Below are 13,303 nucleotides of genomic sequence, written 5' to 3' on the forward strand. Positions count from 1 at the left end.
CATTCACGTTCGCTTGAAAAAAATAAACTGGTAATGTGGGGCATTACCAGTTTAATAAAATTAACCGTTTGCAGCGGTTAAGATGCCTTATGTCCGCAAACTAACATTAACGAAAACAAAGCCACACAAGTTATGAAAAAAAAGCGATTCGCTGCCGTAATCTACTACGTTATGAGATTAACTGCTATTCAACTTATTCTTGCTTCCGTTTTTTCACTTTCGCTGTATGCCAATACGGTGAGCTCACAGTCTGTGCTGGAAAAGCCGATCAGTATTTCTGCAGAACAAACTTCCGTGAGGAAGCTGCTGAATCAGATCAAAAACCAGACAGGCGTGAACTTCACCTACAGCAGCAGCATGGTGGATGTAAACCGGAAAGTGTCCTGCAAGCTGGAATCCAGACAGCTAAAGGAATTTTTTGATGATATATTAAAGCCCATAGGGATCGATTTTAAGGTGATAGATAACCAGCAGATCCTGCTGTATCTTACTCCTGAAACACCTACGCAAAACATTACGGTCACTGGCCGGATTGTGGGCGAAGACAATAACGGGATTCCCGGCGCCACGGTGCGGGTAAAAGGCAGCAGCATAGGGACTACCGCCAATGTGGATGGTAAATTTAGCTTGTCTGTACCCGATAAACAGGCCGTGCTGGTGATTTCCTTTATCGGTTATCAACAGCAGGAAATTGTGGTGGGAGAGCAAACCTTTATTCCGGTGAAATTGCTGGCAGAAAACAGTAAGCTGAATGAAGTAGTGGTAGTGGGTTATGGTACCCAGAAAAGAAAAGATATTACCGGTGCAGTGGCGGTAGTAAAAGCCGATGAATTCGAGAACAGGCCTATCGTAAGTGCAGCGGCAGGTTTACAGGGACAGGCAGCGGGTGTGAATGTAACCTCTGCTTCCGGTAAGCCCGGCAAAGGACTCACGATCAGCATCCGTGGTAATACATCACTCACCACCAGCAATAATCCACTGTTTGTAGTAGACGGGGTAATTGTGTCTGATATTGATTTTCTGAATCCCAATGATATAGAAAGTTTTTCCGTACTGAAGGATGCCTCCTCCGCGGCGATCTATGGTGCGGCAGGTGCGAATGGTGTAGTGTTGGTGACCACCAAAAAAGGAACCAGCAAATCCAAAGTATTTGTGAACGCTTATACTGGTATGTCAAATTTCGCAAAGAAAGTGGATGTACTGAACGCTACCCAATACAAAGAACTCATTACTGAATTGGGTTATACTGATCCTAATGATAACAATACTGACTGGCAGAAGGAAACGTTTAAAACCGGCAGGGAACAGAATATCCAGGTAGGTGTATCCGGTGGCAGCGATAAAGGACACTATTATATTGCAGGTGGTTACCAGAAGCAAAAAGGGGTGGTAGCGCCGTCAGATTATGATCGTTATTCTGTGAGGGCGAATGTAGACAACAAAGTGAAAGACTGGTTAACATTAGGTGCTAACCTGTCGTTCAACAGATCCGTATATGTAGATGTGCCGGACAACCTCGGTGTAGCGAAAGGAGGTACGATTTTATCTGCCTTAACTTCTCCGCCAACACTCGGTATCTTCAATCCTGATGGCAGTTACACCGCCAACGTTAATCAGAAAAGCTGGCAGAATCCTATTGCCTATGCTTTTGCTCCTGATCAGAAAGCGGTGAACAATCGTTTCCTGGGAAACGTAAATGCTGATTTCACCATCACTCCTGACCTGCACCTCAGGTCCAACCTGGGCGCGGAATCAGAGGGCAACCGCTATGATTATTTCCTGGATCCATATTCTACTGATTTCGGAAAAAATGAAAAGAAAGGCTATGGTAAATCTCAGTCGACCGAACGGTTTGTATGGTTATGGGAAAATACCCTCACCTATTCCAAAGTGTTTGGCAAGCATAACGTGAGTGCTATGGTAGGTCATACCATGCAGGAATCGTCTTATAACTTTACCGATGACATTGCCCGTGGTTACCTGAATGATGCGATACATACCCTGGAAAACTCCACTATCCGTGAAAAACAATCTACCACCATGGCGCAGTGGTCCAAGCGCTCTTATATAGGCCGTGTTAACTACAGCTATGCGGATAAATATTTACTGACTGCTAACCTGAGATATGATGGTTCTTCCCGGTTTGCACCGGATGACCGATATGGTACTTTCCCGTCTTTGGGTGCAGCATGGCGTATTTCCAATGAAGATTTTTTCAAAAAAGGTTTTGTCACCGACCTGAAGCTGCGTGCCGGCTGGGGTAAAACAGGTAATGATGGTATTGGTGATTATGACTGGCGCCGTTTGTTTACTTCCAATGGAACGGGTGGTCTTACCTTCACCAATCTGCCAAAGAACACGCTTAGCTGGGAAAAAACAGCCCAGACAAATATTGGTATTGATGCAACGGTGCTGAATAACCGCATTACTTTCACCGTTGATGCCTATATTAAAACCACCAGCGACTTACTGGTAAATATTCAGACTCCTATTTCATCCGGTTACGGACTACAGCGATATAATGTGGGCAAAATCGAAAACAAAGGGCTGGAATTTAGTGTGAATGCATTGATCTTGGACAAAGGATTGAAATGGAATGCTAATGGCAACATCGCCTTTAACCGAAATAAAGTGCTCAGTCTCGGCGCCACTACACCTGGCTTGTCTTTCGGTGATGTATACGAAAGAGGAAATGCTATTCGTGTGGTACCCGGACGTCCTTTGGGAGAATTCTATGGCTATATCGCTCAGGGTGTAGACCCTAAAACCGGTAACATGATCTATGCCGATCTGGATGGTAGCAAAAATTTGTCTGATGATGACCGCACCTGGATTGGAAATGCACAACCAGCCTTTACCTATGGCTTGACCAATAATTTCAGCTACAAGAATTTTGCATTGAACTTCTTCTTCCAGGGAGTGCAGGGAAATGATATTTTTAATGCTTCCCGTATGGAACTGGAAGGACTGTACGACTCCAAGAATCAAAGTACTGCGGTGTTAAGACGCTGGAGAAAAGATGGAGACATCACGGATATTCCAAAGGCAGAAAAAGGAAATACCGCGAACAGCCAGGTATCTTCCCGCTTCGTGGAAAACGGTTCCTACCTGCGTTTGAAAGCTGCTACGCTCAGCTACAACTTTGCCAATGATGTATTAAAGCACATGGGCATCGGCCGTCTGAATGTATATGTAACAGGGCAAAACCTGTTTACGATCACGAAGTATAAAGGTATTGATCCGGAAGTAAGCAAGGATAGCCCTAACGGCCCTTCTATGGGTATCGACTATGGTACTTATCCACAGGCCCGCGCTTTTATCTTTGGTTTGAATGCTGAGTTTTGATCTTAAAAATTAATGAGTCCGATTATGAAAAAATTCACTGTTTATATAGCATCCGGAGTTCTCAGCATCACCATGCTGGCATCCTGTACAAAAGATTACCTGGATAAGAAACCGATTTCCCAATCAGAAAAAGCGACCATAGAGTCGCTGTTGGGGGGCGCCTACGATAACCTGTATGACGAATACTATACTTCCGATTTCCTGACCAATGGTGATGTAGCCGCTGATAACGGTTATGCGGGTGGAGATAATGCCGCCAACTTTGGTATTGATAAATTCACTGTAAGTGCTACCAACGGCAACATAAAAAGGGATTGGGGTTATTTGTATACAGACATCAAGAACTGTAACCTGATCCTGAGCCTTGCTACCAACGCAGTGGGCAACGATCGTGGGCTGACAGAAAAGCGCCGCGACCAGATTGTGGCAGAAGCTTCTTTTCTGCGTGCCTGGCATTATTTTAACCTGATCAGGTCATGGAAAGAGATACCTATTATCACCGCAGTACCTACCGATCTGGCCAGCATGTATGTGAGCAAGAAGCCGGCCACTGAAGTGTACCCGTTTATCATCAAGGACCTTGAATTTGCCCTGGCACATATTGAGGACGATAAACCTAATACAAATAAAAATCTCGCTACCAAAGGAGCCGTAAATGCCTTGCTGGCAAAAGTATATGCGCAACAGCCGGTGCCTGACTGGAATAAAGTAGTGAGCTATTGCGATGCGGTGACCGCAGCAGGCTATGACCTGGTACCCGACTTCGCCACGCTGTTCCAGGTATCCGGTAAAAATAGTGTGGAAGCCATCTGGGAAACAGCGTTCGATGGCGTGGTACACCAGAACTGGGTAACGGGCATGAATACACCATTTATGTGGGGCGACTGGAAAAAGTTCAATATTCCTTCACATGCGGTGGTTGCTGCATGGGATGCAGAAGGTGATGCGGTAAGGAAAGCTGCCAGCGTGAAGTTTGTTAACGTATCCTGGACAGATGATTATTGGGCAAAGACCAGTCCCGTGCCGGTGATCTTTAAATACAATGATCCCGACGGAAAAAGCGACACCTACCGCCTGCGTTATGCAGATATTTTATTGCTGAAAGCCGAAGCATTAACGGAGCTGAATAAACTGGATAACTCGATCAATGGTGCACAGTACTACATCAATAAAGTAAGGCATCGTGCCAAGCTGGGTGACACTCCTGCCACCACACAGGCCGCACTGCGTTTAGCGGTGGAAAAAGAAAGACAACTGGAGCTGGCATTTGAAGGTCACCGTTGGTACGACCTGATACGCACTAACCGCGCTATACCAGTGATGAATGCACAGAAAGATGGTAACGGCAATTCATTGAATTATAATGTTACCGCGGATAAATTATATTTCCCGATTTCACAGGATGAAATAGACAGCAATCCAAACATTAACAAGTAACCTGGAATTATAAAAATAAAAACGGAAAAGGGCCTGGTTTTTTGCCGGGCCCTTTTATTTAAAATCAATATATGAAAAACATTCTCGTTACTATATTATTTTCAGGTAGCGTGTTGGTAACATTGCTGTCCTGCTCCGGCAGCAAAGGCGTTGCTAATCCGGTAGTACCCACAGATACATCGCATGCCGCCACTGGTGCGGTGGTGGGCTATTGGATTAGCAGTGGTGATCAGCAGCAACTATTGCAACTACAAACAAATAAACCTGTTTTTGGTAAAGGTAACACGAACGGATACACGACTATTGAAGTAGACAGCAGCCAGGCATTTCAGGAAGTAGATGGTTTTGGTTATACCTTGACTGGTGGCAGCGCACAACTGATCAATGCCATGAATGCTACCGCCAGGATGGCACTACTACAGGAACTTTTTGGGAATAGTGGCAGCAGTATCGGGGTAAGTTATCTGCGCATCAGTGTAGGTGCTTCTGATTTAAATGCAAATGTCTTTTCGTATGATGATGTGCCTGCAGGACAAACTGACCTCTCTCTGACGCATTTTTCTCTGGCCGCAGATGAAGCCGCCGGCACCGGTTTGATTCCGTTGCTGAAGGATATATTAGTGATTAATCCACAACTGAAAATACTGGCTACTCCCTGGAGTGCACCGGTATGGATGAAAGATAATAGTTCCTTTAAAGGCGGTGCTTTACAACCTAAGTATTATGATGTATATGCGCAATACCTGGTGAAGTATATTCAGCAGATGAAGGTAGCCGGCATCACCATAGATGCCATCACGCCGCAGAATGAACCGCTGAATCCGGATAATACGCCCAGTCTTAAAATGGTGGCGGAAGAGCAGCGCGACTTCATCAAAAATAGCATGGGACCTGCTTTTGCAGCCGCCGGCTTAACAGCTAAAATCATCTTGTATGATCATAACTGTGATCATCCGGATTATCCGCTCACTATCCTGAATGATCCGGCGGCGGCGAAATTTGTAAATGGCTGTGCCTTTCATTTATACGCCGGCGACATCAGTGCACTCTCTACAGTACATGCCGCCGCACCAGACAAGGCCCTGTATTTCACGGAGCAATGGACCAGCGCCAAAGGTGGTTTTGATGGTGACCTGCGATGGCATATGAAAAATGTAATCATTGGTGCGATGCGCAATTACAGTCGCAATGCCCTTGAGTGGAACCTGGCTAATGACCCGAACTATGGTCCGCATACGCCGGGTGGCTGTACGGAATGTAAAGGAGCGCTTACGATCAGCGGCACCACAGTTAGCCGAAATGTGGCCTATTATATCATTGCCCAGGCATCTAAATTTGTTCCGGCAGGATCCGTGAGGATAGGCAGTAACAATAGCGGCAACTTATACAGTGTGGCCTTTAAAAGACCTGATGGCAAAAAGGTGTTGATTGTATTGAATGACGACAATGCTCCTGCTTCTTTCAACTTAAAATACCAGGATAAACAGATCACACCTGTGCTGCCTAAAGGCAGTGCAGCTACTTTCGTTTGGTAGTGGTCGTTAGTAAATGCAGCGGAGCAACATTTTTGTTCCGCTGCATTTATTTAGCCCTGAAAGAAGTACAGATTTCCTTCAGAATGATTACAGATTATCTGTTCCCCGATTCTTTTTTCCACTCTTTCCTTGTTATGTCCGCGGGGCGTGGGTTCTGGTTATTGAGCCACCAGCAATCGTCTGCGCATATTTACCCCCAAAGAAGAACCCTCCTCTGTTAACGAATCATTACGTTATAATTACCATTCTATTAAGATCGAAGCTACCCCTGTTATGTGAAAAAAATTAAAATTTCCTTTGCACAAATTCTACCGGATGATAAGAACGATACTCGTCTTCTTTCTGTTTTTTTGCTGCATATCAACCGTTTTCAGTCAGCAGGCTGAAGTTGTCTTCAAAGGAAAAATTATCGATGCTCAAACAAAGGAACAATTACCCGGCGCGACGGTGCGCTTACAGGAATCAAAACGTGGTGGAGCGGCAAGACTGGACGGCACTTTCAGCGTTGATAAAATAGCAGCCGGCACTTACCATTTGCGGGTGACCTATATGGGATATCATACACTGGACACTGTGGTGAATATAGATGGCCGAACGAATATCTTGTTGTTGATGTACAACAACAGGAAAGACCTGAACACCGTGAGCGTGAATGGAAAACGGGATAGCGAATCTGCCGCTTCGGCCAAAAAATCGGAGCAGCTGGCAGGTAATGTGATGAACATCATCTCTGCAAAAAATATACAGTTATCACCGGATATTACTATTGCCAATGTACTACAACGGGTATCCGGTGTATCACTGGAAAGAAGCGGTAGCGGAGATGGCCGTTACGCCATTATCCGTGGAATGGACAAACGATATAACTACACGCTGATCAATGGTGTGAAGATCCCTAGTCCGGATAATAAAAACAGGTATGTGCCATTGGATTTATTTCCTGCCGACCTGGTAGAAAGAGTGGAAGTAAATAAAACACTCACACCTAATATGGAAGGTGATGCGATTGGTGGTACCGTGAACATGGTGATGAAGAATGCACCGGATAGGTTGTACGTGAATGGCAGTGTTTCCGCAGGTTACAACCAGACGTTGATAGACCGGTCTTTCGATTGTTTCCCTACAAGTGCGATTAATCGTCAATCTCCATACGAAGCGCATGGCCCTTCCTACCTGGCGCAACCAGGCGATTTTACCCGTGATAATTTAAATTTTACGAAGAAAAACTTTACACCCAATGGCTTCGCCAATTTATCTATTGGTAACCGTTTTTTTAACAACAAGTTGGGTGTGATGTTGGGAGGTTCTTATCAGCATACTTATAAGGGCTATCACAGTGTTTATAATCCGGTAGATGAGTACCAGGACATCACGGATGCATATGGTGTGATATATATCAAACATGCCTATGTGCGTAACTATTCTACCGAGGTGAAAAGAACAGGATTAAATGCTAAAATAGATTACCGGTTTAATGATCATCATAAAATCAGTGTCTATTCTTTCACCGCTATATTAGATGAAGCACAGGCAAGAATGGGAATGGATACCTTGCAACCACCTCCACGTCTGGGGCCTGGCCTGGGGCAGGTATGGTATCAGAACCGATCCAGGTATCAGCGGCAATCCATTAACAGCACCACTTTACAGGGAGAACATGATTTGTTGCCGGGTCGTTTGAAACTGGACTGGTCTGCGGTATATTCCAAAGCCAGCAGTAGTATTCCTGATCTGGCGGAGTATGAATATGATGGTGGATTTTATGCAGATGGCACTAACAAAGAACCTTACCTGCATCCGAATGTAATAACAGCGTATAACCGCGAATGGTGGAAAAATAATGACCGCGATTATGCAGGTTATCTCAATGGTACCTATAGCGGTAAAGTAGCCACCATCCCTTTTAAGTTTTCTGCTGGTGGTATGTATCGAGCCAAACACAGGGATAACTTTCACCAGATTTATCATTTAGACAAAGTGCCTGATGCCGGCCAGAGTTTTCAGTTATGGACGGATATTTACCACTTTAACTGGACGATAACTAACCCGGCAGGATCACCGGATGATGGTAACAACTATCGTGCAGATGAAAATATTTCCGCCGGTTATGCCATGCTGAAATTTACCGTGAAAAAACTGGAAGCCATTGTAGGTGCACGTATGGAGCATACAGATCAACAGTATGATACGGATGCCCCTTTAAGTACAGAAGGGAAAAAGGGTTCGATTACTTATAACGATATCATGCCGAGCGTGCATTTAAAGTACATGCTGAACAGCCAGACCAATCTGCGCTTATCTTATTTTAGTTCTATCAGTCGTCCGGCTTATTTTGAACTGATTCCATATCCTTTCAATGGGGATGAGTATGTGGAAAAAGGTAATCCGAATCTGAAACATACCACCGCCGATAATTTTGATTTCCGCTATGAATATTTCCCCCGCCCGGATGAACAGATATTGATCGGCGCTTTTTATAAGAAGCTGACCAATCCTATTGAATACGGATTTGTATCCACCGATGTGCAGAGCCAGGCAGTATATCAGCCTAATAACTATGGTGATGCTACGAACTTCGGTTTCGAGGTGGTTTACGAGAAATACATCCGCAACTTTGGTATCCGCGCCAACTATACCTATACTAATTCTACCATAGAAGCGCCTAAGCTGCGCACATTTAACCGGGTAAGGTCATATCCGCTGCAGAAGCGTCCATTACAGGGCCAATCTGAAAATGTGGCCAATGCTGCATTATTGTATAAGAACCAGAAAATTGGATTGGATATACAACTGAACTGGCAACTGACCGGTAAGCGTATTGCTGTTGTATCCCGTTATTATGGATATGATTACTGGCAGAAAGATATGAACACGTTTGATTTTTCTGCAGAGAAAAAGATCGGAAAGCATTTCTCTGTATTTACCAAAATACAAAATTTACTGAACACACCTTACGAGCTATATATCGAGGGAATACCATCCAACACTGTTCTTATGCCTAAGTCGGGCAATAATGAAACACTGATACAGAAAGATACTTATGGTCAGGATTATCAACTGGGTGTGCGATTTGTGCTTTAACATTTTTCAATAACATATTTCAAAATTTCCAAGCAGAAACTTATGAAAAAGATCGGCTTAAAAAGCGGCCTGGTTGCTATGGTGGCCATGTCTGTAATCTCCTGCAAAAAAGGTGATGAGCATGTAGACATCTCCAAACCACTGGTGATTGTTGGACAAACCATCAGTGATACCATTCTCCCAAAGAAGGATGCCAACAACAATGCGATTCCGTTAAAAGGTACCATGCTGGCAGGTAAGACTTATCATATTATGTCTGATGTAACCATCAATGAAGGAGATACCCTCTACCTGCAGCCAGGTGTGAAAGTGTTGATCCATGGCGATGGTAAAAGCCCGGCTACTTCTCCTGCCTTCCTGGTAAATGGCACGCTGGTAAGTGATGGTACCAAAGATGCGCAGAACTGGTTTACTGTGGCAGAAACGGAGACCGTTAAAAAATCAGATGCCAGCTTCAAAGATGATGCCGGTAACGATCCTGCTTTCAAAGGCTACTGGGGTGGATTCCAGTGCGGTGGTAACGCCAAACTGCTGGTACTCCGCTGGTCACATATCGAATATACCGGCGGCGCCTGGGGTGCTAATGCGCCTGATTATGGAGCAACTCCCGGCGATGCACGCTTTACTGTTTACATGAACAGCAAGACCACTACCCTGGGTACCCTCATCGTAGAAGATTCCTGGTTTTATGGTAGTAAAGATGATGGTATCCGTCCGAATAACGTATACATGAGCATCATGCGTAACACCTTCTCCAAAATGGGTGCTACTGGTGGAGAGTCTACCAACATCAAGGATGGTGTGATCGGTGATATGGCTTATAACCTGACCTATGGTATCGCCACCAACGGTCTAAAAACCTCTGGCTCCACCGGTAAAAGCTGCATGGTGAATATCTACAACAATACCGTCGTAAACTGTGGCTTCAGACAGACCAAAGCTACCCGCAATGGTTCTATCAATACAGAAACCAACGCCGGTGGTTATATCTTCAATAACATCATTGTAAACTGTAAAGCTGGTCTGAGAATATCTTTCCACTCAGAGAAAGGCAAGCCAAGCGATACCCTGAATACCTTGTACAACAACAACCTCACTGCTATTGGCAGAGGTAAGGCCATGGGTGGTGCAGAACAATACATGGTGTTTATTGAGCCTAACCAGTTTACCCTGAAACAGTCTTACGACATCAATGGTTACATCAACGGCACTATTGCTGCAGATGGTACTAACAACGGCACCAATCCTGAGACAGACTCGCTGAAATATGATCCGATGTTCGCGAACTACGACATGGCGGCAATGAGTAAAGACAGAAACTACCGCATATACCAGATTCCTGCGGGCGCAGACTTTCATCTGAAAACAGGATCTCCTGCTATTGGCGCAGGCGTATATGCCGCAGGTACCGGCAAGAATGCAATTCCATCTAAACCTACCGCTACATTGCTGAACCAATATGGTTTTCCAATGAAAGTTGTAAAGACCGGTAGTATTTACGGTGCTACTATCACCGCTCCTAATAAAGATCTTGGTGCATTCCCTACTGATAACTCCGGGAATCAGCATACCTATTAATCGTTATATCTGGTATATGAAAAAGGACGTCTTTGCACGTCCTTTTTCATTTCAAGTTTTCAACAATGAATCGTGCTTACAGCTTTCTTTTTTTATCTGCATGCATAACTGCTGCTGCCGCCTGTGGAAAAGATGGTAAGGGAGATGCCACCACTCCCGGCAAGGATACTACGGTAGTAGTGGTGGATACCGTGAAAACAGCCACCTATGACCTTTCCCTGCTGGACCGCTGTGTGCTGTTCAATGAAACACCACAAGTGAATCCTACGGCGAGGCAAGACTACCAGGAACTATCCGGCGTGGCCCCCAGTCACGTATATCCGGGACTGTTATATGTGCATGAAGACAGTGGCAACTCCAACGAAGTATACGTGACTGCAGCCAACGGCAAAGATGCCGGCAAGCTGGTATTGCAGGGGCTCTCTAACCGCGACTGGGAAGACATTGCCACAGGTCCGGGTCCGGAGAAAGACAAGAGCTACATCTATATAGCAGAAATAGGCGATAATAATTCTGCTTATCCCAGCGTATTTATTTACCGATTCCAGGAACCCGATTTGTCGGCTGCCAATGCCACTACGGTCATCAATATTACCGCCATTGATAAAATAGAATTGCAATATCCCGGAGGCCCGGTGAATGCAGAATCACTGTTGCTGGATCCACTTACGAAAGATCTCTACATCGCCACCAAACAAAGCAGCAGGAGTACGCTCTATGTGGCCCGTTATCCACAGTCTGCCACCGTCAAAACAACATTGGTAGCCCTGGATAAACTGCCTTTTGATCTGCTCACTTCCGGCGATATTTCCGCCGATGGTAGCGAAATACTATTGCGTAATACCGGGCAGATCTGGTACTGGAAAAGACAGGCAGGTGAAACCATCTCCGCCGCGCTGTTACGTAAGCCACAGGATGCTCCCTATGCCCGCAACGAACGGCAGGGAGAAGGTATCTGCTTCGCCCTGGATGGCAGCGGATATTTCACGGACTCAGAAACAAAAAAGTATGCCGGCGAGAAAGTGGCCCTCTCATTTTATAAAAGAAAATAAAAATGAACAGCTTTATGAAAAGAAAAGCAATATACCTCCTTCCTTTGCTGAGTGTAGCAGTAATATCAGGATGCAAAAAGAATGATGACCCAACCCAAGAAGAACCAGCCGCCATTGTACAGTTTGTATTTACCTCTGACGCGCATTATGGCATTACCCGTGCTGCCTTCCAGGGAGGTGCTAACGTAGATGCACATACGGTAAACGCTGCCATGGTTGCAAAAATGAATACCTTACCAGATCTGACCTTACCGGATGATGGTGGGGTAAATGCCGGTAAAAAAATCTCCAACGTAGATTATGTGATGGAAGCCGGAGACATTGCCAACCGCATGGAAGTAAGCGCCAGCGTACAAACAGCCGCCATCTCCTGGGGACAGTTTAAAACGGACTACCTGCAAAATCTTACGCTAAAAAATAGAAGTAATCAGCCTGCCGGTTTCCTCATGGTGCCAGGTAATCATGATGTATCCAACACCATCGGCTACTACGCTAAAATGCAACCCTTAACAGATGCCAGCTCCATGGCAGAGATCTATAACCTGATGTTTAAGCCATCTCTGCTCAGAACAGCACTCACTTATAATTATAGCGGTGATCGTATCAACTACTCCCGCGATATTGCCGGTGTGCATTTTTGCTTTATCCAGATGTGGCCCGATTCTGCCGTGAGAATTTGGCTGAATACAGATCTGCAAAATGTAAAAACCGAAACACCAGTGATCATTGTGGCGCATGATCAGCCTGCCGTTGTATCCAATCATTTTACCAATCCAAACGGTAACCACAGCATCAACACTACCGATAAATTTGATAACGTACTGGATGAACATTTTAAAGATGGTACCTCACCTGCCACAGCCGGGGCGATTGAACAGCGTGCATTTGCCGCTTTCCTGAAGCAACATACCAATATCCGCGCATACCTGCATGGACATGTACATGAAAGTAAATTCTATACCTGGACTGGCCCGGATAACGATGTGTCGTTAAGTGCTGCCAGCGCCGATTCTCCGATGAAAGGAGTGGTGTCAGCATCTGATGAAACCAAACTGACTTTCCTGTTTGCTGCACTGGATCCTGCCACGATGAAGCTGACGCTGAGAGAGGTGTACTGGAATGCTACGCCGGTGAAATGGGGGAGTATGGTGACGATAGATTTGAAGAAGAAAGGGTAGGAGCCGATCGACTTTTTTGGGGAGGTATCGCATATAATGATACCTCCTTTTTTGTTTCTCCCCTGCTGTCCATTTCCGAACACCCCAACGTCCTCAA

Annotated in this window: 7 protein-coding genes; all 7 read left to right on the forward strand. The window is 45.2% G+C overall.

The genetic code is table 11. The features are described from left to right. Nucleotides 1–171: 171 nt before the first annotated feature. The 7 genes from AC1DP6_RS22795 (at nucleotide 172) to AC1DP6_RS22825 (ending at nucleotide 13,206) form a co-directional block, all read left to right on the forward strand. Nucleotides 172–3,345 carry a SusC/RagA family TonB-linked outer membrane protein gene (locus AC1DP6_RS22795; protein WP_477056888.1) on the forward strand — a complete coding sequence of 1,058 codons (3,174 nt, stop codon included), beginning with the start codon at nucleotides 172–174 and terminating at the stop codon, nucleotides 3,343–3,345. A gap of 24 nt (nucleotides 3,346–3,369) precedes the next feature. Next, nucleotides 3,370–4,782, forward strand: coding sequence for a RagB/SusD family nutrient uptake outer membrane protein (locus AC1DP6_RS22800; RefSeq protein ID WP_477056889.1), 1,413 nt, complete (start codon nucleotides 3,370–3,372; stop codon nucleotides 4,780–4,782). 71 nt (nucleotides 4,783–4,853) lie between these two features. Further along, nucleotides 4,854–6,317 carry a glycoside hydrolase family 30 protein gene (locus tag AC1DP6_RS22805; RefSeq protein ID WP_477056890.1) on the forward strand — a complete coding sequence of 488 codons (1,464 nt, stop codon included), beginning with the start codon at nucleotides 4,854–4,856 and terminating at the stop codon, nucleotides 6,315–6,317. Between the two features lie 315 nt (nucleotides 6,318–6,632). Next, nucleotides 6,633–9,398 (forward strand): TonB-dependent receptor, encoded by a 2,766-nt coding sequence (locus AC1DP6_RS22810; RefSeq protein WP_477056891.1) that lies wholly within the window; start codon nucleotides 6,633–6,635, stop codon nucleotides 9,396–9,398. A 42-nt stretch (nucleotides 9,399–9,440) separates the two neighbouring features. Next, nucleotides 9,441–10,976: a hypothetical protein gene (locus tag AC1DP6_RS22815; protein WP_477056892.1), complete on the forward strand. Its 1,536-nt coding sequence runs from the start codon at nucleotides 9,441–9,443 to the stop codon at nucleotides 10,974–10,976. Between the two features lie 65 nt (nucleotides 10,977–11,041). Then, the gene (locus tag AC1DP6_RS22820; protein WP_477056893.1) at nucleotides 11,042–12,028 is read left to right on the forward strand and encodes a hypothetical protein; all 987 of its coding nucleotides are present in this window, start codon (nucleotides 11,042–11,044) and stop codon (nucleotides 12,026–12,028) included. Between the two features lie 14 nt (nucleotides 12,029–12,042). After that, on the forward strand, nucleotides 12,043–13,206 hold the full coding sequence (locus tag AC1DP6_RS22825) for a metallophosphoesterase family protein (protein WP_477056894.1): 1,164 nt from the start codon (nucleotides 12,043–12,045) through the stop codon (nucleotides 13,204–13,206). Nucleotides 13,207–13,303: the final 97 nt, after the last annotated feature.

Source organism: Chitinophaga sp. 01L420 (assembly GCF_056399985.1).

Bases quoted from the DNA above. Each gene is read 5' to 3' on its own strand.
- AC1DP6_RS22795 (WP_477056888.1), top strand. From the start codon at position 172: ATGAGATTAACTGCTATTCAACTTATTCTTGCTTCCGTTTTTTCACTT.
- AC1DP6_RS22815 (WP_477056892.1), top strand. From the start codon at position 9,441: ATGAAAAAGATCGGCTTAAAAAGCGGCCTGGTTGCTATGGTGGCCATG.
- AC1DP6_RS22810 (WP_477056891.1), top strand. From the start codon at position 6,633: ATGATAAGAACGATACTCGTCTTCTTTCTGTTTTTTTGCTGCATATCA.
- AC1DP6_RS22805 (WP_477056890.1), top strand. From the start codon at position 4,854: ATGAAAAACATTCTCGTTACTATATTATTTTCAGGTAGCGTGTTGGTA.
- AC1DP6_RS22820 (WP_477056893.1), top strand. From the start codon at position 11,042: ATGAATCGTGCTTACAGCTTTCTTTTTTTATCTGCATGCATAACTGCT.
- AC1DP6_RS22800 (WP_477056889.1), top strand. From the start codon at position 3,370: ATGAAAAAATTCACTGTTTATATAGCATCCGGAGTTCTCAGCATCACC.
- AC1DP6_RS22825 (WP_477056894.1), top strand. From the start codon at position 12,043: ATGAAAAGAAAAGCAATATACCTCCTTCCTTTGCTGAGTGTAGCAGTA.